The organism is Sphingorhabdus sp. YGSMI21 (assembly GCF_002776575.1).
In the GTDB taxonomy this organism is placed as follows: Bacteria; Pseudomonadota; Alphaproteobacteria; order Sphingomonadales; family Sphingomonadaceae; genus Parasphingorhabdus.
Genome location: NZ_CP022548.1, coordinates 653,699 through 677,702 on the forward strand (window position 1 = coordinate 653,699; position 24,004 = coordinate 677,702).

27 protein-coding genes are annotated in these 24,004 nt (G+C 58.3%); 10 read left to right on the plus strand and 17 right to left on the minus strand.

The window, feature by feature from the left end; translation table 11 throughout:
• The first annotated feature begins 72 nt into the window (after positions 1 to 72).
• From CHN51_RS03020 to CHN51_RS03035, 4 genes are all read left to right on the plus strand, one after another.
• Entirely contained in the window at positions 73 to 318 is a 246-nt protein-coding gene (locus CHN51_RS03020; protein ID WP_100092691.1) for an acyl carrier protein, read from the plus strand.
• A 91-nt stretch (positions 319 to 409) separates the two neighbouring features.
• Positions 410 to 1,609: an aminotransferase class I/II-fold pyridoxal phosphate-dependent enzyme gene (locus tag CHN51_RS03025; protein ID WP_100092692.1), complete on the plus strand. Its 1,200-nt coding sequence runs from the start codon at positions 410 to 412 to the stop codon at positions 1,607 to 1,609.
• The gene (locus tag CHN51_RS03030; RefSeq protein WP_123906222.1) at positions 1,609 to 1,875 is read left to right on the plus strand and encodes a hypothetical protein; all 267 of its coding nucleotides are present in this window, start codon (positions 1,609 to 1,611) and stop codon (positions 1,873 to 1,875) included. The genes CHN51_RS03025 and CHN51_RS03030 overlap by 1 nt, the downstream gene beginning before the upstream one ends.
• A 9-nt stretch (positions 1,876 to 1,884) precedes the next feature.
• Complete coding sequence (locus CHN51_RS03035; protein WP_100092694.1) at positions 1,885 to 2,679, plus strand: enoyl-CoA hydratase-related protein; 795 nt, start codon at positions 1,885 to 1,887, stop codon at positions 2,677 to 2,679.
• Between the two features lie 116 nt (positions 2,680 to 2,795).
• Here CHN51_RS03035 and CHN51_RS03040 read toward each other — a convergent pair whose 3' ends face one another.
• From CHN51_RS03040 to CHN51_RS03050, 3 genes are read right to left on the minus strand one after another with little or no spacing between them, the layout of a single operon-like run.
• A complete protein-coding gene (locus tag CHN51_RS03040; protein ID WP_100092695.1) occupies positions 2,796 to 3,713 on the minus strand; it encodes a hypothetical protein in 918 nt (305 codons plus the stop codon).
• A 15-nt stretch (positions 3,714 to 3,728) separates the two neighbouring features.
• The gene (locus CHN51_RS03045) at positions 3,729 to 4,703 is read right to left on the minus strand and encodes an acylglycerol kinase family protein (RefSeq protein ID WP_100092696.1); all 975 of its coding nucleotides are present in this window, start codon (positions 4,701 to 4,703) and stop codon (positions 3,729 to 3,731) included.
• Between the two features lie 35 nt (positions 4,704 to 4,738).
• A complete protein-coding gene (locus CHN51_RS03050; protein WP_100092697.1) occupies positions 4,739 to 5,221 on the minus strand; it encodes a DUF2141 domain-containing protein in 483 nt (160 codons plus the stop codon).
• A gap of 132 nt (positions 5,222 to 5,353) precedes the next feature.
• Between CHN51_RS03050 and lptF the strand changes: the two genes are divergently transcribed.
• The gene (gene lptF, locus CHN51_RS03055; protein WP_100095399.1) at positions 5,354 to 6,559 is read left to right on the plus strand and encodes an LPS export ABC transporter permease LptF; all 1,206 of its coding nucleotides are present in this window, start codon (positions 5,354 to 5,356) and stop codon (positions 6,557 to 6,559) included.
• 6 nt (positions 6,560 to 6,565) lie between these two features.
• On the plus strand, positions 6,566 to 7,654 hold the full coding sequence (gene lptG, locus CHN51_RS03060; RefSeq protein WP_100092698.1) for an LPS export ABC transporter permease LptG: 1,089 nt from the start codon (positions 6,566 to 6,568) through the stop codon (positions 7,652 to 7,654).
• Positions 7,655 to 7,659: 5 nt separating this feature from the next.
• Here lptG and CHN51_RS03065 read toward each other — a convergent pair whose 3' ends face one another.
• On the minus strand, positions 7,660 to 8,760 hold the full coding sequence (locus tag CHN51_RS03065; protein WP_100095400.1) for a fatty acid desaturase: 1,101 nt from the start codon (positions 8,758 to 8,760) through the stop codon (positions 7,660 to 7,662).
• A 146-nt stretch (positions 8,761 to 8,906) separates the two neighbouring features.
• Between CHN51_RS03065 and CHN51_RS03070 the strand changes: the two genes are divergently transcribed.
• Positions 8,907 to 10,067: an N-acetyltransferase gene (locus CHN51_RS03070; RefSeq protein ID WP_100095401.1), complete on the plus strand. Its 1,161-nt coding sequence runs from the start codon at positions 8,907 to 8,909 to the stop codon at positions 10,065 to 10,067.
• Positions 10,068 to 10,095: 28 nt separating this feature from the next.
• Here CHN51_RS03070 and xth read toward each other — a convergent pair whose 3' ends face one another.
• The 7 genes from xth to tgt all read right to left on the minus strand — a co-directional run bounded on the left by xth (position 10,096) and on the right by tgt (position 17,254).
• Positions 10,096 to 10,884, minus strand: a complete 789-nt coding sequence (gene xth / locus CHN51_RS03075) for an exodeoxyribonuclease III (protein ID WP_100092699.1) — start codon at positions 10,882 to 10,884, stop codon at positions 10,096 to 10,098.
• Positions 10,885 to 11,235 carry an iron-sulfur cluster insertion protein ErpA gene (erpA, locus tag CHN51_RS03080; RefSeq protein WP_100092700.1) on the minus strand — a complete coding sequence of 117 codons (351 nt, stop codon included), beginning with the start codon at positions 11,233 to 11,235 and terminating at the stop codon, positions 10,885 to 10,887.
• Positions 11,236 to 11,326: 91 nt separating this feature from the next.
• The gene (locus tag CHN51_RS03085) at positions 11,327 to 11,995 is read right to left on the minus strand and encodes a M23 family metallopeptidase (protein ID WP_240616847.1); all 669 of its coding nucleotides are present in this window, start codon (positions 11,993 to 11,995) and stop codon (positions 11,327 to 11,329) included.
• 143 nt (positions 11,996 to 12,138) lie between these two features.
• Entirely contained in the window at positions 12,139 to 12,936 is a 798-nt protein-coding gene (locus CHN51_RS03090; RefSeq protein ID WP_100092702.1) for a ferritin-like domain-containing protein, read from the minus strand.
• A 9-nt stretch (positions 12,937 to 12,945) separates the two neighbouring features.
• On the minus strand, positions 12,946 to 13,407 hold the full coding sequence (locus CHN51_RS03095; protein ID WP_100092703.1) for a peroxiredoxin: 462 nt from the start codon (positions 13,405 to 13,407) through the stop codon (positions 12,946 to 12,948).
• The gene (locus CHN51_RS03100; protein ID WP_100092704.1) at positions 13,404 to 16,130 is read right to left on the minus strand and encodes a bifunctional [glutamine synthetase] adenylyltransferase/[glutamine synthetase]-adenylyl-L-tyrosine phosphorylase; all 2,727 of its coding nucleotides are present in this window, start codon (positions 16,128 to 16,130) and stop codon (positions 13,404 to 13,406) included. Before CHN51_RS03100 ends, CHN51_RS03095 begins: the two co-directional genes overlap by 4 nt.
• Complete coding sequence (gene tgt / locus CHN51_RS03105) at positions 16,127 to 17,254, minus strand: tRNA guanosine(34) transglycosylase Tgt (RefSeq protein WP_100092705.1); 1,128 nt, start codon at positions 17,252 to 17,254, stop codon at positions 16,127 to 16,129. Before tgt ends, CHN51_RS03100 begins: the two co-directional genes overlap by 4 nt.
• Before the next feature lie 154 nt (positions 17,255 to 17,408).
• On the opposite strand from tgt, the gene CHN51_RS03110 reads away from it, so the two are divergent.
• A complete protein-coding gene (locus CHN51_RS03110; RefSeq protein ID WP_100092706.1) occupies positions 17,409 to 17,762 on the plus strand; it encodes a DUF2282 domain-containing protein in 354 nt (117 codons plus the stop codon).
• Positions 17,763 to 17,831: 69 nt separating this feature from the next.
• Here the strand turns inward: CHN51_RS03110 and CHN51_RS03115 are convergent, their stop codons facing one another.
• The 6 genes from CHN51_RS03115 to CHN51_RS03140 all read right to left on the minus strand — a co-directional run bounded on the left by CHN51_RS03115 (position 17,832) and on the right by CHN51_RS03140 (position 22,797).
• The gene (locus tag CHN51_RS03115) at positions 17,832 to 19,256 is read right to left on the minus strand and encodes an aldehyde dehydrogenase family protein (protein WP_100092707.1); all 1,425 of its coding nucleotides are present in this window, start codon (positions 19,254 to 19,256) and stop codon (positions 17,832 to 17,834) included.
• 88 nt (positions 19,257 to 19,344) lie between these two features.
• Positions 19,345 to 20,376: a tRNA preQ1(34) S-adenosylmethionine ribosyltransferase-isomerase QueA gene (queA, locus tag CHN51_RS03120; RefSeq protein WP_100092708.1), complete on the minus strand. Its 1,032-nt coding sequence runs from the start codon at positions 20,374 to 20,376 to the stop codon at positions 19,345 to 19,347.
• A gap of 8 nt (positions 20,377 to 20,384) precedes the next feature.
• Positions 20,385 to 21,035, minus strand: a complete 651-nt coding sequence (locus tag CHN51_RS03125; protein ID WP_100092709.1) for a peptidylprolyl isomerase — start codon at positions 21,033 to 21,035, stop codon at positions 20,385 to 20,387.
• 86 nt (positions 21,036 to 21,121) lie between these two features.
• A complete protein-coding gene (gene coaD / locus CHN51_RS03130; RefSeq protein WP_100092710.1) occupies positions 21,122 to 21,625 on the minus strand; it encodes a pantetheine-phosphate adenylyltransferase in 504 nt (167 codons plus the stop codon).
• A 16-nt stretch (positions 21,626 to 21,641) separates the two neighbouring features.
• Entirely contained in the window at positions 21,642 to 22,508 is an 867-nt protein-coding gene (locus CHN51_RS03135) for a polyprenyl synthetase family protein (protein WP_240616936.1), read from the minus strand.
• Positions 22,509 to 22,548: 40 nt separating this feature from the next.
• Entirely contained in the window at positions 22,549 to 22,797 is a 249-nt protein-coding gene (locus CHN51_RS03140) for an exodeoxyribonuclease VII small subunit (RefSeq protein WP_100092711.1), read from the minus strand.
• A gap of 101 nt (positions 22,798 to 22,898) precedes the next feature.
• On the opposite strand from CHN51_RS03140, the gene CHN51_RS03145 reads away from it, so the two are divergent.
• Together CHN51_RS03145 and CHN51_RS03150 are read left to right on the plus strand one after the other, a co-directional pair.
• Positions 22,899 to 23,558 (plus strand): hypothetical protein, encoded by a 660-nt coding sequence (locus CHN51_RS03145; protein ID WP_100092712.1) that lies wholly within the window; start codon positions 22,899 to 22,901, stop codon positions 23,556 to 23,558.
• 35 nt (positions 23,559 to 23,593) lie between these two features.
• Positions 23,594 to 24,001: a DUF2177 family protein gene (locus CHN51_RS03150; RefSeq protein WP_100092713.1), complete on the plus strand. Its 408-nt coding sequence runs from the start codon at positions 23,594 to 23,596 to the stop codon at positions 23,999 to 24,001.
• The last annotated feature ends 3 nt before the right edge of the window (positions 24,002 to 24,004 follow it).

Genomic DNA, 24,004 nt, shown 5'->3' on the forward strand with positions numbered 1-24,004 from the left:
TGCGCCTTATTCGCTTGCCAATGGTGCGCATGTCTTGGCAAAGGTCGGGAATAGCAATTTTGAAAGCATATTATGGCACATCGCGAAGAAATCATGACCAAGATCAGCGAACTGATCGGTCCATTCAACAATAAGGGCGTGGAGCTGGCCGCCGGTACGACCTTTCAGGGTGATCTCGAATGGGACAGTCTGACGGTCATGGACTTTGTCGCTGCCGTTGAGGATGAATTTGATATCATCATCACCATGAACATGCAGGCCGAAATCGAAACCGTCGGCCAGCTCGCCGATGCCGTCGCGAAGTTGATGGAAAACTAGAGCCAGACACCCGTTCGCCCTGAGATAGAATAGGGGTCGCACGAGCGGGTGGTTGGTACTTCGACAGGCTCAGGACTAACGGAAGTAAAGCATGACCGATCTACTCAGTAAATTTGACCCGCTCATCCAGGAGCGTGAGAATCTCCTCGCGACGGGCGTCAAGGACCCGTTTTCGCTGGTGATGGAAGAGGTTATCTCGCCCACTGTCGCCGTCTGCAACGGCAAGGAAACTATTCTCCTCGGCACCTATAATTATATGGGCATGACCTTTGACGATGACGTTCGTCAGGCCGGCCTGAAAGCGCTGGAAGAATTTGGCTCCGGCACCACCGGCAGCCGCGTGCTCAACGGGACCTACAGCCTGCACCGCGATTGCGAGGATGCGCTGAAGGAATTTTACGACATGGACCACGCGATGGTCTTTTCTACCGGCTATCAGGCCAATCTCGGTATCATCTCCACGCTCGCCGGCAAGGGCGACTATGTCATTCTCGACATCGACAGCCATGCGTCGATCTATGATGGCTGCGCGATGGGCAATGCCGAGATCGTCGCTTTCCGTCACAATGATGTCGAAGCGCTGGAAAAGCGGCTGAAACGCCTGCCCGCCGAGGCCGGCAAGCTGGTCGTGCTTGAAGGCGTCTATTCGATGCTCGGCGATGTCGCACCGCTCAAGGAAATGGTCCGCATCTGCAAGGAAAACGGCGCGATGGTGCTGGTCGACGAGGCCCACTCGATGGGCTTCATCGGCGAAAACGGCCGCGGCGTCTGCGAAGCGCAGGGCGTGATCGACGACGTTGATTTCATCATCGGCACGTTCAGCAAAAGCGTCGGCACGGTCGGAGGCTTCTGCGTCTCCAACCACCCCAAATTCGAAATCTTGCGGCTGGTTTGCCGTCCCTATGTGTTCACCGCCTCGCTTCCGCCCAGCGTTATGGCAACGGCCAGCACCTCGATCCGCAAGCTGATGCACAGCGGCAACAAGCGGGCGCATCTCTGGGAGAACAGCAAGAAACTCCATCAGGGCCTGCGCGATCTGGGTTTCACCCTCGGCACGCCCGAAGCGCAGAGCGCGATTATTGCGGTGATCATGCCGGATCTCGAAAAAGGCGCAATGATGTGGCAGGCGCTGCTGGCTGAAGGACTCTATGTCAATCTCGCCAGACCACCGGCGACGCCGGCGAATATGACCTTGCTCCGTTGTTCGCTTTGTGCGGAACATACGAGCGAGCAGGTCGACCAGATATTGGGCATGTTTGAAGCGGCTGGCAAGGCTGTTGGGGCAATCTAGTGTTGCCGCCGCTCAATCCATTGCGGTGGCACTGGATTATTGCGGTATTATGTATCCCAGTCGTAGCTCTGCTCGCCGGACTGATTTTCGGGCAGCGCGCAGCTGCTATTTTAATGCTTCCCTGGCCCTTGTGGTTGGCATGGCGTTTTGACAATCAGTCTGGCACCTTCTTGATGCTGGCGATACTGATATATATCGTGTTCGCGGTCATCGCATTTTTGCTAGCAGGACTGGTCGCCATTTCCACATATGCCTCTGTCAGCTAGGACCTGCAAATGACCAATTCTATCCAAATCGAACAACGCGGCGCGATCGAGATTCTGACGCTCAACCGCCCCGACAAGCTCAACACGATGAACGAGGAAATGATCTTCGCGCTGCAGGATTACTTCCGCGAGTTGCAAAAACGCACAGAGGTCCGGGTCGTATTGTTCCGCGCCGAAGGCCGCGCCTTTTGTGCCGGTCTCGACATTGGTGGCTGGAAGAATGACGGCTCGCGGGGCCAGGTGCAGCATGTCTGGCGGACGCAGCGATCAATCGCCACGGTCATGCAGCTGATGCGGCAATGCCCGCAGCCGATTATCGCGCTGGCGCAAGGCGCGGCCTGCGGCGGCGGTTTTTCGCTGTTACTGGCCAGCGATGTCCGCTTTGGCGCGCCCTCGCTGAAGATGAATGCCGCCTATATAAAGATCGGCCTCGGCGGCTGCGACATGGGTTCCAGCTATTTCCTGCCGCGCATGGTCGGTGCTTCCATTGCTGCCGAGCTTATCCTGACCGGCCGTTTCATCCATGCCGAACGGGCGGAGAAATACGGGTTGATCAGCGAGATGGTCGAAGAGGACAAGCTGCTATCGACCGGCCTGTCCCTGGCCGAGGAGATGCTCGACACCGCGCCAATGGGCCTGCGCCTGTCAAAGGATGCCCTGAACCGCAATATCGATGCGCAAAGTTTCGAGGCGGCGCTCGCCATCGAGGACCGGCAGCAGGTGATGCTCTCGATGACCGAAGACAGCCGCGAGGCGGCGAAGGCCTTTTTTGCCAAGAGGAAGCCGGATTACAAGGACCGTTAGCATCTCGTCATCCTGAATTTGTTTCAGGATCTCGTCACTCTTGCCACCATCTTGCGGTTCGGACGCCCGGGGTCCTGAAACAAGTTCAGGGTGACGGAATCATTTGCATGACGGGCTCACTTGATCGCTCCACCCGCAATCAACCGCGGCAGCATCACCAGCGCGCCCAATATCGGCCACTTGCGTTGCCACGGTTTGATCACATAATCCGTCCCGGCGTGGCGGTTGATCTTCCACGCCAGATAGTCGATCCCGCCGGCATAGGTGGCGGACGCCTTGGCCAGTCTGGCGAGCGTGAGAATTTTGCCGTTGCGCCGCAATTGCCGCCATCTTTTTTCAACCGCATCACGGGATGCGACAATTTTGAGTTTCCGGCCTCGCGCCTCGTCCCGTTCGGCAATCGTCGCCATCACGGCCGGACCAAAGCGGGCATAGCGATGAGGATCAGAGTCCACCACCGAACCGGAGCGGTCCTTCCGCTCGGCTCGCAGCTCCGCACCATAGGTCAGTTCGAAACCCCGTTTCCAGAGATCGACGATATGATGTTCCGTGTCGATATCCATCATCGGAAAAGTCATATCGAACAAGGTGATGGAAGCGCCTTCTATCGCTTCAACCACCTTCGTCTGCGCCATTTCGTCGGCCTGCCACACTAGCCGCGAGGGTTGGGCAAATCGGGCCCAGACGCTGACCGCGCTGGCACCAATGCGGTTCAGCCTGTGAAAATCCTTCTCGCTGAGGACCGCCACCTTGGCAACCAGTCCGTCATGTTCCGCCGGGAAGACATTGGGCGGCAAGCGCCTGTTCGCTGCCGCCAGCCAGCTTTTTCCATAAGCCGCCTCGTAATCCGAAACGATCAGATAAAAATCGAGCATCTGCCCGTCGAGCTCGGTGGACCGCAGGCAGGAACCGTAGAATAGTACCGCCCGCGACGCCTCGCCATATTGCGCGGCAATCGAGGAGGCAAAGGCCGACACCCGGCTGTCGACGGGCTGGGCCAGTTCCTGTGCAATCAATGTCTTGAGTTCGCTCACGCGAAACGCCTTAGCTCAGGCAGCGAGCCGAAGGAAGGATACTGGCTTGGTTGATTTCAGCACGATCGGTTGTCCCGGCTGGGCGGAGAAAAGCTCGCCATCCATCAGGACATTGCTGCCGTCGCCCTCGATCCGGATCATGTCTCCGCGCTCCAGATGGATACCCTTCTGGACATTTCTTCCCAGCCGACCGAAAATCACCGAGAGCAGAAAACGCACTATCGCTCCGGCCTGCTGGTCAATGGCCAGAAACTGCATGCGGCCAATCGCATTCTTGTTCCGCATGGATCGCTTCATCAGCAACAGCTTCTCCAGCGTGGTGACGATCAACACCGCAAAATTGCCCTGGAACTGACCATCCCGAATCAGCGATATCTTGATCGGCGTCGACCGCTTCGGCAAAAACTTGCCCTTTATTCCAAACAAAACGGACGCCAGTGCGGCGAAAACCGTCAGCACATGCGCGGCCGCGTTGGGCAGGCCCAGCGGATAGATCTTGTGGCGGCAATAGAGAATGAATTCCGACAGTCCGGCTCCGCCGAGAAACATGCCGAGCACGACCTTGCTATCCTTGCTGCCGTCGGACAGCGCGATCAGTTCCCGGTCGACGAGATGTTCGTGCAAATCGTGTTTGGCCAGCTCGACGATCCGTTCCAGCGCCTTCAGCGGATTGCCCTCGGCGCCCAGATCAAGTGCGATCAGGTTCGTCTTGCCATTGGGCAGTACCGCAACCGGTGGCGGATTGTCGCCGAAATGACCACCCTGGTGCAATTCGGTCAGCGCTGCCTGCACCGTGCCGTCACCGCCGTTGATGACCAGCACCTTCGGCTTCACACGGGCGATGGTCTCCAGCGCCTTGGCAATTTCATCGACATGATCGACTTCATAGTGGAAAACATCGCTGTTCTTCACGCAGTAGGAGCGCACTTCTGGCAAAATCGACCGGTTTCCGGTTGAGTTCGGATTGGAAAGAAGTGCGACATTTGCCATGAATTAGCCCCAAATTGTCCCGCGTGCTGAATACATCACATATATTTCATGGTGATGCGGATGGATTTAACCTCATTGCCAAGGGCAAATTTGGTTTTCTTGTAACTTGGCTTGCCAAGGTTGAAGATGTTGATGCTCGGATTGTTCGACATGCCGCCGCCGTCGCTGGACAGGTCGGTCTTGCCGTTGCCGTTAAGGTCGTGACGCACCGCAATCGCATATTCGCCGGTCTGGCTGAACGGCAGGCAGAAAGTCATGGTCTTAGCGCTGACCGGCACTTCGATGCGCGAGAGCCAGGCGCCGCTTTTCAGCCATTCGTCCTTGGTGCCACGATAGCTCTGGACGCGAACCTTGCCAGTGGCTTCTTTCAGACCTTCGATTTCCACTTTTACAGCGGGTCCCTTGCCGGACTGGCACTGGCGCATGTCATTGGGTATGACGCGGCCGCCGGCAAATGCAGGGGCAGAAGAAAGCAAAATAGTAGTCGATAATGCGATAGATGCCGCAAATTTCAACATGACGTAGTAACTCCTAGTCGTTATACCCGCGCCATTACTCCGGCACGGACAAGAATCAGCCCCCCGATCTACCGATTGCTATGGATTTGATTTGCGGCGAAAACATGGTGAGAGGTAGACAACAAGTTGAAACTGCTGACTTCCACTGATCGCTATCTGGCAAAATTGATAGCGGTGCCCCTGTTCAGCACATTGGTGATCGCGGCGATGCTGCTGGTGCTGGAAAAAATGCTGCGTCTTTTCGATTTTGTCGCGGCAGAAGGCGGCCCCGTCAGCGTCGTCTGGCGGATGCTGGCCAATCTTATCCCCGAATATCTGTCGCTTGGCATTCCGATCGGTCTGCTGCTCGGGATCCTGCTCGCATTTCGCCAGCTTGCCCTGAGTTCCGAACTCGATGTTTTCCGCGCAGTAGGACAGGGTTACGGACGGTTGCTCCGGGTACCCTATCTGTTCACCATCGCCCTGATGCTGGTCAATCTGGCGCTGGTCGGTTTTATCCAGCCACTCTCGCGCTATTATTACGAGGAATTACGCTTCGAATTGCGGTCAGGCGCGCTCGGCGCGTCGATCAAGGTTGGCGAATTCACCAATCTGGGGAACCGGATGACCCTGCGGATCGAGGAAAGTCGCGACAACGGGACGAAATTGAGCGGGATGTTCGTCCGCGCCGAGAACAAGAAAGGGCAGACTGTCTCGGTCACTGCGAAAAACGGCCAGTTTCTGGCGACTGACGATCCCGACACGATCATCCTGCGGCTCACCGACGGCGTTCTGGTCCATGACGCACCGAATTACGAAAAGCCGCGGATATTAAGCTTCAGCAACCATGATCTGCCGATCGACCTGCCCGATATCGAGACGTTCCGATCGCGCGGTGGCAAGGATCTGGAGTATACGATACCCGAACTGGTCCGGGTCGGACAGGACCAAAACCGGCCGGTTGCCGAACGCAACGAAAGCCGCGCCAATTTCCATTTCCGCATGGTCGAGGTGGTGATGATGCTGCTCTTGCCGCTCTTGGCGGTGGCGCTCGCGGTTCCCCCGAAACGCTCCAGTTCCGCGCTCGGCGTATTCCTGTCGATCATCATGATTGTGACCTATCATAAGGTCAACGAATATGGCGAGGACGTCGGGGCTCTCGGCCTTATCGATCCGATCATCGCCCTGTGGCTGCCCTTCTGCCTGTTCGCCGCGCTGATCATATGGATGTATCATGTCGCAGCCCATGTGCCGGGCGGCCAGCCGATCGGCGCTCTGGAAAAGGCCTTCTCCAAATTCGGTGGGGTTTTCAAGGGGCTGCTCAATTTCAATCGCAAACGCGCATTGATGAAGGAATAGTCGGACATGGATTTTTTCCCATCCCGTACCCTTGCCATCTATATGGCCAAGATGTTCATCATCCGGACGCTGGCCGTTCTTGCCCTGTTAGTATTGGTGCTGCAGGCGCTCGACCTGCTCGGTGAGAGCGGCAAAATCATGGCCTATGAAGGCAATGGCGAAGCCGAGCTATGGACCTATGTGTCCCTGCGCGCACCGCAGCTTGTCGCCCGTTTTCTGCCCTTTTCGGTTCTGCTCGGAACGATCATCACCCTCGCCACCCTGAACCAGAACAGCGAAGTCATCTCGATGAAGGCGGGCGGTCTTTCCGCCCATCAGATTCTCGCACCATTGATCGTCACCAGCATGGGCGTGGCGCTATTGTCCTTCATATTCAATGAAACCATTGTCGCGCCTGCCACCGCCCGACTGTCGCAATGGGAGAAAGTCGAATTTGGCCCGATCCCGGCGGAGAGCAATGTCCGCACCAATGTCTGGGTGAAGGATGGCAATAATCTGATAAACGCGCGGACCGTGACCGGCCGCGGCAAGGATGTCCTGTTGCAGGACATCACTATATACAATCGCACCGGCAACGGGCTCAAAAGCCTGATGCAGGGCAAGGAAGCGCGATTCACCGGCGAAGGCTGGAAAGTCACCGACGTCACCCAGTTTGATGTCAGCACGGGAACGGAGGAGACAAAAGCCGAGTTGATGATCGGCGATTCGATCCGGCCGGACCAGTTCACGCTGACCAATGTCGATGCGGACAGCCTGTCGATTTTTGCATTGCGCACGGCGATTGACGAACTCGAACGTGCGGGCCGTCCGACGATGAGTCTCAAGGCCGGCTGGTGGCACAAGATTTCCGGACCGATGTCCTCGATCCTGATGCCGTTGCTCGGGGCTGTCGCCGCTTTCGGTCTGGCCCGGTCCGGACAATTGTTCCTGCGCGCCGTGATCGGCATGGCGCTCGGCTTTGCCTATTTTGTCGCCGACAATTTCGCGCTCGCGATGGGGAATATCGGCGCTTATCCGACCTTGCTGGCGGCCTGGGCACCGTTCATGCTGTTCTTCCTGATCGGCGAAACCGTGCTGATCCGGACCGAGGAATAGCCGCTTCAGTTTCTCCCGGCGCTGCCCCGCACGAGTCCGGTGATCAGAGTCCACAGACTGTCATGATCCGCCCGGTAGAATTTGGAGTCGCTCGGCAATTCCGCCGCCAGACGGCGATGCGCTTCGCCCAGGCTGTGATAGGGAACCCCCGGCAACAGATGGTGCAGCGCGTGATAGCGCAGGCCCACCGGCGCCCATAAGGCAGGCAGGGTTGCCGGCGGCGGGACATTGACGCTGTCGAGATATTGCGCGGTCACGCTCATTTCCTGTCCGTCATTTTCCCAAAGATGGGCAACCAGCGTGCGAATCTGGTTCAGCACCACACTGCCCGACATAACCGCCAGAAAAATCAGAAAGGCGCGCAGCGGGATGACGTCGGTCGCGACCATGGCCAGCAAAGCGATCGCCCAGACACTGGCACCGATTTCGCAGGCCAGCCAGCGGCGTTTGAGGTCACCCTCGGGCGGCTTGCGGCGGAATTCGGGATTGATGATCAGGCCCGAATAGCGCTCGACGACAAGCTTGCGCAGTGGCGGTATCACAGCGGACAGCGGGCCGAGAACGGCATAGCGGAACAACAACGCCACCGGCGCCAGCGCCGCGACAATCACGAACAACGGCACCGACCAGGGCTTCATCAGCGCCAGCGGCAAATATTCCGGGTCTTCCACCGTGCCATATTTCTTGGTCCGGTGATGGATGCTGTGAATGCCCTCGTACATGAAAGATGGAATCAGCATCGGCACGCCAAACAGGGCATTCCACGCGAAATGGAAGCCGGGCAGCGCATTGCGCCGGACATGGGTGAGTTCATGAATGAAGCTCCCAGCCCGGTATAGCGCCAGCACCGCGATCAGACCGAACGCGATGGCGATACCGGTCGACTGGCTGATAATGGCGCCGGCGAGCGAGCCATAGCCCACGGCCACCGATGCCAGGAAATCCGCCCAATAGATGACCGGCCTGGGCGTATTGAGGTCGCGCGTGACCTTGGCCGCCGTGCGGATCAGCTCGACATCCTCGGGAACGGGCACAGCCGCGTTGATCCGGCGCGGATCTGCCGCTGCCGCTGGCGAATTTTTCGGAGAAATAGTTGTCGAACTCATAAACACCTGCATTATCGTTGGTTGGCCTAGAGCAACATAACGTGGCGAGATCATGGCAAGGGCAAGACCGCAATGGCGCGCCTGCCCTTGACATTGCGCCTCGATTAACGCCACAGCCAGCCGCATATATAGAAGGATAAAATATGGTGGCCACTCAGGATATAGTCGTAGAACCTGTCACTACCAAGGCCCAGACCAAAGAGTTCATCGATATTGCCTACAAGCTCAACGCCGATGACCCGCATTGGGTTCCGCCGCTCCGATCCGAAGTCGCCAAGCTTATAACCCCGGGCAAAAACCCGTTTTTCGAACATGCCCGGGTGCAATTGTTCCTCGCTCTCAGACAGGGCAAGGTGGTTGGCCGGATCAGCGCGCATATCGACGAACTGGCGCTCGAACAGCCGCCCGAACAGGGCATGGGGCCAGGAACCGGCAACTGGGGCATGATGGAAGCCAGCGATGAAGCAGTGATGCACGCACTGATCCGTCAGGCCGAGTCATGGCTGAAAGACCAGGGCATGACGCGAGTGCTTGCCCCGATCAGCATGTCGATCTGGGAAGAACCCGGCGTTCTGACCAAAGGCCATGACCATAGTCCGATGATATTGATGGGGCACCACAATGCGGAATATCAGGGATGGATCGAGAATCTGGGCTATCGTGTCGCGAAGCGGCTGGTGACCTATCACCTGCCGGTAGAGGATGGTTTTCCCGAACTGGTCAAACGGATCGTGGCATCGGGCGAGCGCAACAAAAGACTAAAAATACGCAAGGTCGACAAGAAGAATTTCGACCGTGATGCCGCGATTATCATGAATCTTCTCAACGATGCATGGTCGAGCAATTGGGGATTTGTCCCGATGACCGACCGTGAGATCGAACATGCCGGCAAGAGCCTGAAACCGATCGTTCACGAAGATCTGATCCGGATCGCGGAACTGGAAGGCGAACCGGTTGCCTTCATGATGACGCTGCCCGACATGAACGAGGCGATCAAGACAATGAACGGCTCGCTATGGCCGTTCGGCTGGGCAAAGCTGCTCTGGTGGCTGAATTTCCCCAAATCCAACTCGATGCGCGTGCCGCTCATGGGGGTCAAAAAGGAATTGCAGAACAGCCGCCTGGCCAGCCAGATGGTGTTCATGCTGATCGAATATATTCGCCGCGATGCCAAGCTCAATTTCGGCACAAAACGCGCGGAAATCGGCTGGATACTGGAAGACAATCAGGGAATGCTGGCGATTGCCGAAGCAATCGAAGCGACCATCAACCGCGAATATCTGATTTACGAAAAGCCGATCAGCTAGAAAAAGCGATCCGTCGCCGGCGGGGGCGTCAGATATCCAGGTCAACCCAGGCCGGTGTATGATCGCTGGCCTTCTCCCGCCCGCGATATTCCTTGTCGACGCCGCAGCTTGCAAGGCGGTCGGCGGCTAGCGGGCTGAGCAGCAGATGGTCGATACGAAAGCCCTGGTCCCGCTGCCAGCCGCCGCTACGATAATCCCAATAAGTCCAGATATTGCCGGCCGGATAGGTGACGCCCAGCGCATCGGTCCAGCCATCATTCAATATACGGCGATAGCCCTGGCGGCTTTCCGGCTGCATCAGAGCATCATTCTGCATCGCTTTGACCGAATAGACATCATTGTCGCGCGGGATGACATTATAGTCGCCGGCGAGCACCGCAGGCACTTCTTCCGCCCAGATTTCGGCAGCCCGCTCGCGCAGACGCTTCATCCAGCGGAGCTTGAAATCGAATTTTGGTCCGGGATGGGGGTTGCCGTTCGGCAGATAGATACTGGATACGCGCACTTTTGAACCGTCTTTGGCGCTGATATTGGCTTCGAGATAGCGGCTGTGCTCGTCTTCGGGCTCCCCATCGAGCCCGCGCTTCACTTCGTCCGGAACCTGATCGCGCGCCAAAATGGCGACGCCGTTAAAGCTTTTCTGGCCGTGCCAGATAGCACCATAGCCGATTTCCTCGAACTTGTCGGCGGGAAATCCTTCGTCCTGCGTCTTGATTTCTTGCAGGCAGGCAACATCGGGCCTGGTCTCTTCGAGCCATTCCAGCAGGCGCGGCAGACGCGCCTTGATGCCGTTTATATTGAAGCTGGCTATTTTCACTTAGATAGAGAAGCTGGAGCCGCAGCCGCAACCAGATGCCGCGTTGGGATTGGTCACCTGAAAAGCACTGCCACCAAGCGACTCGACAAAGTCGACCGCGCTGCCCCGCACCAGATCGAGGCTGATTTCGTCGACCACCAGCGTCACGCCGGATTCTTCGACCGCAATATCATCCTCTTCGATGCTGTCCGCCAAGCCGAAGCGATACTGGAAACCGGAACAGCCGCCACCTTCGACAGCCAGCCGCAAAATGGCTGCCTTGCCCTGTTTTTCGGCAATGGCCGCCACGCGTTTTGCGGCGTTGGGCGTCAGGATAATATCCTGTTCGGTGGTTGCGAGCAGTTGGTTCATGATCTTTAGATAGGGAGAATCAAAAGGAGCGGCAAGCCTTAAGCTTTAACCGCTCCCTGATGCACCCTCTCCCAAAGGTGTAAAATCTGTCTTATTCCGCTGGGCCGCCCAATGCAACGCCGGAATTCAGCTTCTGCGCGATCAGGAAATCATTGGACTGCATGAACGGGATCGGATTGACCGCTTCGCCGGCAATCCGCACTTCGTAGTGAAGGTGACTGCCGGTGGAACGACCGGTAGAACCCATGAAGCCGATCAGGTCACCGCTCTTGACCCGTGCATTGGCTTCGACATTAAGCCGCGACATGTGACCGTAGCGGGTCTGGATGCCGTTGCCGTGATTGATTTCGATATATTTGCCATAGCCGCCCAGCCATTGTGCGCGTCCGACGATACCGTCAGCGGTGGCGTAAATTGGTGTGCCAATCGGGCCGGCCATATCGAGGCCCTTGTGATTGGCGCGACGGCCCTTGAAGGGGTCGGACCGGAAACCGTAGGAGCTTGTCAGTGTGAAGTCTTTTACCGGCTTGCGAGATGGAATGGTCAGCTTGACCTCTTCCTTTTTCCCCTGGCCGCTCCATTTGTCGAAAATAAGTTTGAAAGCGGGGTCAGCTTCGCCAAGTGCGCTTTCGGCGGCCTGGCTTTTCAGAACATCGACCGGGATACTGGCTTCTGCCGCTTCTGCAGCGTCTTCCGCTGAGGCAGCGGTGGAAAAGATCATTGCCGAACCGAGGAGGGCAACTGCTGTGATCTTGGTCACAGATTTCTTGAACAAAACTACTATGTTTTCGGTCATATAATGATCGAACCTTTATCTGCGACCCATGAAATCCATGGCTTGAATTTTGTGGCGGAACCTTCGCCCCCGTTGTGCGTTTACGGGTGTAAATTCATATCGGTTAATTATTCAATGCCATAATAATATTCTCGGGTCAGACCGGCTGTCTGGCGCGCTGAGTCGTTAAATGGAGGCTTTAACCCGCCGGTGAAGTGGGTTTTTACAAGATTTTTCCAATGCGCATGCGGGGCCCGATAATGCCTTTTGCAATCATATTCGAACCATTTCGTGCCGAAAGAGACGTGAACAATCTCGTCATTATAGATGCGATGTAAAACCTTCGCCGTCAGATCATCACCCTGCCGCTTGAAACGCTCGACGGTTTCCAGTGTCACATCCAGCCCCCTCGCCTCGAGTACCATCGGGACAATCGCCAGCCGTGCCGACGCATCATGAGCGGTATTTTTTGCGCTATCCCAGAGACCATCATGAGCGGGCAGCGCTCCGTAATGACTGTCCTGATCCCGCAATCTGCGATCCAGCAAAGCGAAATGCATCGCTTCTTCCGCACCGACCCGCATCCAGTCATCGGTAAATTCCCGCGGAAATTGCGATCCGAACCGGCCGATCATGTCGAAGGCCAGATCAATCGCGACAAATTCTATATGGGCGAGCGCGTGGATCAGGGCGATCCGCCGGGGCACGGAAGTGCCCTTGCCGCGTCGCGGCATGTCGCGCGGCCGCATCAAGACCGGATGATCAGGGCGCGCCGGTATATCCGGCATGGCCTCGCCAAATCCGTGCGCCAGCCGCCCCAGCCGCCATTCCCGCGCAGCATGACGGGCAGCCATTACCTTGGTGAGCGGATCGGCGGTCTGCAGCACGCGCAAAACCGCGCTGCCGACATCAAGCTGTTCGGTCATTTCAGGGGACTATGCCGCCTGTACCGCAGCCAGCACCTCTTCCGCGTGGCCCTTGACCTTCACTTTCGGCCAGGCCTTCAGCACGATGCCGTCCGGCCCGATCAGAAATGTCGAGCGGATGATCCCCATGAAGGTCTTGCCGTACATTTTCTTTTCCGCCCAGACGCCGATTTTCTCGAGAAACTCGGTGCTTTCGTCGGAAGCGATATCGACGGTCAACTCCTGTTTGTTGATGAAATTCTGCTGTCTTTTCGGCGAGTCCGCCGACATGCCGAGCACCGCAGCGCCGGCTGTTTCAAATTCGGGCAGGAGCGCCGAAAAATCCTTTGATTCTGTCGTGCAACCCGGCGTGCTGGCTTTCGGATAGAAAAACAGCACCAGCTTTTTCCCGGCATAGTCGGAAATCCTCACCGGACTGCCATCCGGCGCCACCAGTTCCATATCCGGAATTTTATCGCCCACATCGATCATATAATATCTCCTAATATTTCATCGGGATCCGGCCGCAAGTGCCTGTTCCACTCGTCGATAACGCATTGGCGCGCCCGATCATAGCCGTCGAGCAGCGCGTCCCAGCTTTCCTGTCCCGCAGCCTTGGCGATCAACGCCCGGCTGGTTTCCGGCGGAAAGTCGCAATCCGGCGACATCAGCCGCAGGGCCACCAGCAGGCGGGTCATCAGCTCATGTGCGGTGATCATTTCCTTGTCGAGATGCCCCGCGTCCACCAGCGCGCGGACCGCCTTGCCCAATTGCGGGTAGAGCGCCTCACCCGTTTTCAGCTGCAGAAAATGGACGATAAACTCCCAGTCGACCAGCCCGCCTTCCATCATCTTGGTGTCCAGCGGCCCCTTGGGCGGCTTATGCTCGACAATATCCAGCCGCATTTTCCGGACCGCCTTGCGCAAAGCTTCGGGTTCGCGTTCCTTGCCCAGGATGTCGCATATTTCTTTTTGAAGCTCGGCCCGCGCGGCCGGATCGCCATAGACGGGCCGCGCCCGGGTCAGCGCCATATGCTCCCAGGTCCAGGCATTTTCCCGCTGATATTTGTAGAAACTCTCCAGCGTGACGGCCAGCGGCCCCTGCGTGCCCGAGGGCCGCAATCTCGTGTCCACTTCATAGAGCGGGCCAGCAGCCGTCGGAACGGAGAAAGCCGTCACCAGCCGTGCGGCGAGGCGGTTATAATATTGCGTAGCGCCCAATGATCTTGCGCCGTCCGATTCGGCACTATGGTCGCCACTGAACAGGAAGATCAGGTCGAGGTCCGACGCATGCGTCAGCGCCTCTCCGCCCAGCCGCCCCAGCGCGAGGATGAGCAGCGTGCCGCCCGGGACCTTGCCGTGTATTTCCTCGAATTCCGTTATGGTCGCGTCGGTCAGCACCTGGATTGCCGCTTCCGCCACCCGGGCATAGCCCGCCGAAATGGCAAGCGCATCATGATGGCCCTCGATCAGCTGCACGCCGAGCGCAAAGCGTTTGTCGCCGACCCGGGCCCGCACCCTGTCGAGCAGCATCTGGTAATCATCGCCCGGCTCCATGCGGGCAAATTGTTCGACCAGTTCCTCCACCGATGGTGGCAGGTCCAGCGCCGTGGCATCGATCAGGCCGTCGAACAATTCCGCCCGCTGCGCGAGCGCGTCGGCCAGCACCGGCGCGTGGCTGAGAATCTTGCCAAGCAGGTCGAGCAGAGCCGGGCGGGCTTCCAATATCCGGAAGAAATTGATCGCGGTCGGCAATTTCTCGATCAAACTGTCGAGCCGCGCCAGCGCCTTGGTCGAATTGGGCGCCGTGGCGATCGCATCGACCAGATCGGGCAATATCGCCTCGAAGGATTCCTGCGCGGCCGAGGATCGCAAGGCGGTAACCTTGCCGCTCCGCCAGCGCCGGATCGCCTGCAGGAAGCTGTCCCCCTCGATCAGATTCTTCTCCGCTATCACCGCGGCCAGCTTCTCCTCATCCAGCGGCAGTCGCCGGTCGTCTTCCGGCTCGATCAGATCATCGTAGATGGTGCCAACCGCCTCCACATGGGGGGCAAGCAGGTCGAGCAGCTGCTGTCCGCTCTGAAGCCCGTGCAGTCGTGCCACGCGGTCAAGGTCCGCGGCCGCGTCTGGCAGGCTGTGGGTCTGCTGGTCGTTGACCATCTGGAGGCGATGTTCGATGACCCGGTAAAGTTCGTAGGATTCGCTCAGCACCCGCGCCTTGTCGCCATCGATCCGTTCGGCCTTGACCAGCGCAGACAGCGCATCGCGCGTTGCCGGTGCGCGCAGGTCCGGTTGTCGGCCGCCAAAAATCAACTGGTGCATCTGGGCGTAGAATTCCGTCTCGCGAATGCCGCCGCGCCCGCGCTTCAGATCGAAACCCGGGCCGAATTTCTGGCCGGCAGCATAATGATCGCGGATTTGCGCGGTGACCGACCCGATATTCTTGATGGCGCCATAATCCAGCGAGCGCCGCCAGATGAACGGATTGATCGTCTCTAGAAAATAGCGCCCCAGCTCCGGATCCCCCGCAGCGGCGCGCGAGCGGATATAGGCCGCCTGTTCCCAAGCGAGCGCGCTCGATTCATAATAGCTGATCGCCGCTTCCACCGGTAGCGCCACCGGGCTTACTTCCGGCGAAGGGCGCAAGCGCATGTCGACGCGGAACACATAGCCGTCGGCATCGCGGCTGTTGAGCGCTTCGACCAGCTGCTGGCCGATCCGCCGCGCGGCGTCGCTGGGTTCTTCCCGGCCGCGCACCGGGATCTTGTCGGGATCGTAGATGAAGATCGGATCGATATCCGAAGAATAGTTGAGTTCGCGGCTGCCGTGCTTGCCGAGGCCGATGATCGAAAAGCCTTCCAGCGGCGCATCGGGATAGCGGGTCGCATATATATCGGCCAAAGCCTCGTCGAGCGCCCGGTCGGCAAAATCGGACAGGCGGGTGATCACGTCGGTGAGCGACAATTGGCCGGCAAGATCGCCAATCGCCAGCGTCAGCGCCAGCGCCCGTTTTTCCCATCGCAGCTTTTGCCGAACATTGGCGGCGCCCGCTCCCGCGTCGCGCACATAGTCCAGCGCCCCGTCGAGATTATCCTCTGCAAGCAGATCGGTAAGCTCGGGCAGCACCTGCATCGCCATCCCGAGATAGGGCGCATGATCACGCGCGCGGTCCAGCGCATCCTGCAGACTCGTCTTTTCCGGCAGTCCGATGATCATGGTTTCAGATAGGCGCTGCGGAAATTTTTGGCAAAATCGGCAAATGTTCCGGCGGCAATCGCGTCCCGCATGCCCGCCATCAGCGATTGATAATATGCGATATTATGCTCGGTCATCAGCATCGCGCCCAATATCTCCTTGGCCCGGATCAGATGGTGCAGATAGGCGCGGCTATGGTTCTGGCAAACCGGACAGGCGCAATTTTCGTCCAGCGGAGCAAGGTCCTCGGCAAATTTTGCGTTGCGGATATTGATCGGTCCCTGCGCGGTGAACGCCTGCCCGTTGCGGCCGGACCGGCTTGGCAGCACGCAATCGAACATGTCGACGCCACGTTCTACCGCACCGACCAGATCATCCGGCTTGCCCACACCCATCAGGTAGCGCGGCTTGTCAGCGGGCAATTGTCCCGGCGCATAGTCGAGCACGTCGAACATCGCTTCCTGCCCTTCGCCCACGGCCAGTCCGCCAATCGCATAGCCGTCAAAACCGATCTCGATCAGCGCTTCGGCAGAGGCCGCCCGCATTTCCTTGTCCAGCGAACCCTGCTGGATCCCGAACAAGGCCGCTCTTGCCGCATGCTCCTCACCGCTGTCAAAACCGTCGCGCGACCGCTTGGCCCAGCGCATCGACCGTTCCATCGAGGCCAATGCCTCTTCGCGGGTCGCACCATTTTTGGTGCATTCGTCGAACGCCATAACGATGTCGCTGCCCAACAACCGCTGGATTTCCATCGACCGTTCAGGGGTCAGCATATGCCGCGAACCGTCGAGATGGCTCTGGAATTCCACCCCGTTCTCGCTCAATTTCGTCAGCTCAGACAGGCTCATCACCTGATAGCCGCCGCTGTCGGTCAGGATCGGGCGATTCCAGTTCATGAACTTGTGCAGACCGCCAAGCCGCGCCACCCGCTCCGCGCCCGGGCGCAGCATCAGGTGATAGGTATTGCCGAGAATGATGTCTGCACCCGTCGCGCGCACGGTCTCCGGCTTCAGCGCCTTGACCGTGGCCGCCGTGCCCACCGGCATGAAGGCCGGCGTGCGAATCTCACCGCGCAACATGCTGATTGTGCCGGTCCGCGCCTTGCCGTCGGTCGCCGCAATGGAAAAGGAAAAGCGCTCAGCCATGGACATGCCCGCTTCGCAACGTGAAACCAGATTTTACGGCCTCGATTTTGTGTTTTACTGTTGTTGGTGTAACCAATGGTCTGTCCTGTTCGAATATTTCGACATCTGTGCAGGATGGGCGCAGATTCTCAAAGACCTAAATCGGGAGTAATTTATGACAAAAGCAACAACATTGGGTTCCGCGGCAACCGCACTGATCGCGGCAGCCGCTCTTTCCGCCTGCTCCGGCGGCAATGGTGAAACGGCCAGCGAAGGCGCGGAAGCAACAAGCGGCGAAGTGACCGAAGTCGCCGCGGCGGACCAGGAGAAATGCTACGGCATCGCGCTGGCCGGCCAGAATGATTGCAAAGCCGGTGAAGGCACAACCTGTGCCGGCACTTCTGTCGTCGATTATCAGGGCAATGCCTGGAAAAACACCGATGTAGGCGAATGCGAAGCCATGGGTGGCTCGCTCACCGAAGTTGCCGACAATGACCCACCGGTTGCACCGGCTCCTGCCGAAGGCTGAGCCTTTCGGTCAGTAAAGAAAAAAAGGGCGGCTCGGTTGAGCCGCCCTTTTTGTTTCCGTAGCGCGCGTTTAGCTCGGCAGGCCGCTGATCGATTTCATTTCCATGAAATCGCGCAGACCGTACACGCCGCCTTCGCGGCCGTTGCCGGACTGTTTATAGCCGCCGAAAGGCAGACCGGGAGCCGGCCCCCAATTGTTGACGATGACCATCCCGGCCTTCAGTTGCGGAGCCACTTCGGCGGCAGCAGCCGGATCACCGGAAATGACCGCAGACAGACCATATTCCGTGTCATTCGCGATCTCGATCGCCTCGTCGAGATTATCATAGCTCATGAGAGTGACAACCGGACCGAACACCTCTTCCTTGGCGATCCGCATATTCGGCGTCACGCCACTGAACAGGGTTGGCTTGATATAATAGCCGCGGTTCACATTGGCCGGCAGATCGGTGCCGCCGGTTTCCAGTGTGGCACCTTCGTCAATCGCCGACTGGATCAGATCCTGGATCTTGCCAAATTGCGCCTTGTTCACAACCGGTCCCATATGCCCGCCTTCGACGGTCGGGTCGCCGACTTCCTGGCTCTCGACGATATTCTTGACCACCGCGATCGCCTCGCTGTTCTGGTCCTTGTGCACCAATACGCGGGTTGGCGCGATGCAGCTCTGGCCCGTGTTGACCATCACTCCGGCGATGGTCGGCGGCAGAACTTCCTCCAGCTTGGCGCCGGGCAGGACCAGATTGGGTGACTTGCCGCCCAGTTCCTGATGCACGCGCTTGACCGTATCGGCGGCCGCTTTTGCGACCAAGATACCGGCGCGGGTCGAGCCGGTGAAGCTGACCATATCGACATCGGGATGCGAGGAAATCGCGGCGCCTACGGTCGGGCCGTCACCCTGCACCAGATTGAATACGCCCGGCGGAACACCAGCAGCATCCATCACTTCGGCCAGGATCGCGGCGCTGCCGGGACATTCTTCGGACGGTTTCAACACCATCGTATTGCCGCCCGCCAGGGCCGGAGCGACTTTCAAGGTAATCTGGTTCAAAGGCCAGTTCCACGGCGTGATCATGCCGACCACACCAATCGGTTCATAGACGATGCTGTTGGCCCCGACTTTTTCGGAAAATTCGAAATTCTTCAGCGCTTCCAGCGTGCCAAGGAACCCGCCGAGACCGGCTGGTGCTTGTGCGGCATTGCCCAAGCTGACCGGCGCGCCCATTTCCACCGCCAGAGAGGCAGCAATATCCGGCATGCGCTTCTTATATTCCGCGATAATCCGCTCGAGCAGGGCGAGCCTTTCCTCGCGGGAGGTCTTGCTGAAAGTCTTGAACGCGGCTTTCGCTGCGGCAACCGCGGCATCGACATCGGCCTTGGTGCCCAGCACGATTTTCGTGCCCGGCTCTTCGGTTGCCGGATTGATGACCTGGTGCGGCGTACCGCCAATAGAATCGACCCATTGACCGTTGATGTAATTCTGCTCGTAGCTATCCATTGTCATCTCTCCGTTTAGAAACTTCCATATCAGGTGCGATCATGCCCTGATTCGCTTCGCTATTCCACTAGTAACAAGGCCAGCACGGCTATCGCTTTGGCAGCAACAGGCTGGAATCCCCATAGCTGTAGAAACGATATCCTTCCGCCACTGCATGGGCGTAGACCGCCTGCATTGTCTCCAGCCCCATCAATGCGCTGACCAGCATGAACAGAGTCGATTTGGGCAGATGAAAATTGGTCATCAGGCCATCGATCGCGCGGAACCTGTAGCCGGGCGTGATAAAAATATCGGTGTCGCCTTCGAACGTACGGATGATCCCGTCCTCATCCGTCGCGCTTTCGAGCAGGCGCAGGCTGGTGGTGCCGACCGCGATCACCCGGCCTCCCGCTTTGCGCGCGGCATTCAGCCGGTCTGCCGTTGCCGCATCGATCCGGCCCCACTCGCTGTGCATCTGGTGGTCGTCGGTTTCATCGACCTTGACCGGCAGGAAAGTGCCCGCGCCAACATGCAGGGTCAGCGTTTCGCTGCCTATGCCGGCGGCCGCCAGAGCGTCCAGCAGTCCGTCGGTGAAATGCAGCGCCGCTGTCGGCGCCGCAACCGCGCCCTTTTCGCGGGCAAACATGGTTTGATAATCTTCCGCATCGCGCGCGTCGATCGCCCGCTTGCTGGCGATATAGGGCGGCAGGGGCATGGTACCCGCACGCTCGAGCATCAGCTCGACCGGCTCATCACCCAGAAAATGCAGAATGAAACTGCCGTCGTCCAGCTTGGCTTCTGCTTCGGCTGTCACATCCATGCCAAAATCGACGATCTCTCCGACGCGAAGACGTTTGGCATTGCGGATGAAAGCCTGCCAGCGGCGAAGATCGACCCTTTTGTGCAGCGTGGCGCCGATTTTTGCTTCCCCGCGCGTGCCTTGGAGTTGCGCCGGAATCACCTTGGTATCATTGAAGACCAGAATATCCTGCGGGCCGAGCAATTGCGGCAGGTCGCTAACGCTATGGTCGGACATCCGGTCGCCATCGACCCGCAGCATTTTTGCGCTGTCCCGCGGGACCGCCGGACGCAGCGCGATCAGCTCCTGCGGCAGCGCAAAATCGAACAGGTCAACGCGCACGAAATATTCTAGGGATTGATCGGCGCGTTCAGGTCTTCGACCGAGAACGGCGTCTCGGAAACATTGTCCAGCGCGCTCGGCAGGACCGGAGGTTTGTTGTCGGCAGCGATCGATGCCTGCAGGATCCGGCTCGGATTGACCGGCGGTTCTCCACGTTCAATCGCATCCACATATTCCATCCCGCCAGTCACGCGGCCAAAGACCGTGTAATTTTTGTCGAGCGAGAAACGCGGGTAGAAGACAATGAAAAACTGGCTGTTGGCGCTGTCTTCGCTTTGCGCGCGCGCCATAGAGACGACGCCACGCACGTGTGGAAACTGGCCAAATTCGGCTTTCAGGTCGGGCAATTCCGATCCGCCGGTACCGGTGCCGGTCGGATCACCGGTCTGCGCCATGAAGCCTTCGATGACACGGTGAAAAATAATGCCGTCATAAAAGCTTTGGCGCGTCAGCGTCTTGATTCGTTCGACATGATTGGGAGCCATGGCCGGATAGAGCTGTATCGTCACCCGGCCGCCGGTCGACAGATCAAGATAAAGGATATTTTCTTCGGCAGGAACAGACGCCGGCGCCGGTGTCTGTTCAGACGCTTCCTGTGCGTGGACAGGAAGGGAAGCCAGAAATAGGGCGGAGATGGTCAATAGAAATTTGCGCAGCATGGCATACTCGATTTGGTATTGCGGAATGGGAAAGCTAACAGCCTTTGGACGATTCTACCTTTCACTGCAATGAATTGCTGTGAAGCCTATTGATCGCCCTTCAGACCGATCTTTTCTACCCGCGCGGTGATTTCATCGGCCACAAGCGGCGTCACGAACTTGTGAATTTCGCCGCCGAACATGGCGATTTCCTTGACCAGTCGCGAGGCGATTGGTTGCAGCGACACATCAGCCATCAAAAACACTGTTTCAATATCATCGTTCAATTGCTGGTTCATGCCCGCCATCTGATATTCATATTCAAAGTCGGCAACTGCCCGCAGACCGCGGACAATGACATTGGCGCCCTGTTTCTCGGCAAATTTCATGAGCAGCATGTTGAAGCCGACGACCTCGACGCCATCGCCCAGTTCGGCCGTCTCCCGCCGCACCATCTCGAGTCGCTCCTCGTCGGAGAACATCGGTGATTTCGAGGGATTGGTGGTCACGCCGATCACCAGCTTGTCGACCAGCCGCATGCCGCGCTTGATGATATCCATATGGCCCAATGTAATGGGATCAAAAGTCCCCGGATAAACGCCGATTCTCATGTCCCGTCCTTCCCGCCTAGCGGTCTCTGGTGATTGTATATTCCGCAATGGCGCGAAGCAGGTCCGCTTCCTCGCCATAACCATTCAAATGCGATTTCGCCTGATCCACCAGCATCTGGGCCTGTTCTTTGGCCCGTTCCAGTCCCATCAGGCTGAGAAAAGTCTCCTTGCCCGCCTCGGCATCCTTGTGCAGCGCCTTGCCGGCCTTTTCCTCGTCACCCTCTACATCCAATATGTCGTCGGCGATCTGGAATGCGAGGCCCAGATCATGGGCATAGCCACGCAAGCTGGTCCGGCCCTCGTTTGCCACGCGACCAAGAATAGCCCCTATCTCGACACAGGCGCCGATCAGCGCGCCGGTTTTCAGCTGTTGCAGTCGGGTTACGGTCGGCAGATCGAAGGTCGTGTTTTCTGCCACCAGATCCATCATCTGGCCGCCCGCCATACCGGCAGGCCCGGCGGCTTTGGCCAGACAGGCGGTCATTTCGGCGCGCACGAACGGATCATGGTGGGTGCGTTCGTCGGCCAGCAATCCGAAGGAAAGCGCGTGCAAGGCGTCACCGGCGAGAACCGCGGTCGCTTCGCCAAAGGCGATATGGGTGGTCGGCTTGCCCCGACGCAGATCATCATCGTCCATGCAGGGCAGATCGTCGTGGATCAGCGAATAGACATGCAGGGCCTCGACCGCGGTCGCCGCCCGGATGGCGCAGGATTCATCGACGTTGAACAATCGCGCGGTGGCCATGACCAGCAGCGGCCGCATCCGTTTGCCGCCGCCTATCGCGGCATGGCGCATCGCTTCGTATAGTTCGCGACGGGCATCGTCCGGAACTTGCAGAAGCGTGTCGAACTGCCGGTCCACAGCGGTGGCAACCCGTCCCATTTCCCGCAAAAGATCCGAATTATTATTGGCCGCCACGGGCTCAGTCCGCGTCAAAAGGTGCAGTAGCTTGCGGTTTGCCATCGCGGTCGAGGGTGATTTTCTCGATCTTGGCCTGCGCGGCTTCCAGCCGTTGCTGACACAGGCCACGCAATTTCTCGCCTTCGCTATACAGCGCAATCGACTGGTCGAGCGGCACATCGCCGCTTTCGAGCTTGCGGACAATATCCTCGAGCCGCTTCAGCGCATCCTCGAAATTCAGGGCAGAAAAATCTTCATTGGTTTCGCTCATGGCGCAATTCAATGACGAGGCTTTGAGCCGCGGTCAAGGGCTGGACTTCACTATCGTCCACTTCCGGTGTAGCTCCCGAAAGAAAAGCTGGGAGAAGAAACATGTTCATCGGTCATTTTGCGCCCGCGATGGTCGCCGCAACCCACCCCAAGGCACCGGGTCTCGGCACCCTGTTTGTCGCAGGGCAATTGGTGGATTTCGGCTTTTTCGGCCTAGCGCTGGCCGGTATCGAAAATTTCCGGATCACCCCGGGAATTACCAAAATGGTGCCGCTCGACCTCTATGACATGCCCTATACCCACAGCCTGCTCGGGAGCACGATCTGGGCCGCGGCCTTTGCGCTGCTGATCTGGCTGGTTACCCGCAACCGGACCGGCGCGCTGATCGGCGGCGCGGTGGTGCTATCGCACTGGTTTCTCGACCTGCTGGTCCATGCGCCTGACCTGACGCTCGCCGGATCACCGCCGAAAATGGGCCTTGCGCTGTGGAACTATCCGATGATCGAGATGCCGCTGGAACTGCTGATCACCTTTGGCGCGCTCACCTTTTTCGTAATTCGCACCCGCCCAATTGCGCCCAGCTCTAAATTTGTCTTAGTGCTTTTGGCCATATTGCTGGCTCTATTTCAGGCCGTTAACTGGTTTGCTCCGGAACCGGAAGCCGCAACTCCGGGCATGATGATAACCGCCCTGATCGCCTTTACCATCGCATCCGCCGTCGCATTTCTGGTCGGCAAGACGCGCATGTTGAAGCAGGTTTGAGCGGGCAAGCGCAAAGACAGGAAAGCAGATAAAATATGACCCAATATATCGCCGCCTATTTCATCGCCGCCATCGTCTTCGGCATTCTCGACTTTCTCTGGCTCAGCAATATGGCACAGAGCCTGTACCGGCCGGTGATCGGCGAGATCATGGCGGATGAATTCCGCAAGGCTCCGGCGATGATTTTCTATGCGATCTACCTGTTCGGAATCGTCTGGTTCGGGATCAAGCCGGCGCTTGCCAGCGGCCAGTGGTCCACGGCCTTGCTCAACGGCGCGTTGTTCGGCGGGATCGCTTATGCGACTTACGATCTGACCAGCCAGGCCGTACTCAAGGTCTGGTCGACCAAGATCAGCCTGTACGATATAGCATGGGGTGCCTTTGCTACCGGCGTGACGGCGGCGCTGACCGCCTATCTGGTGCTGAAATTCGTAAAGGCCTAACGC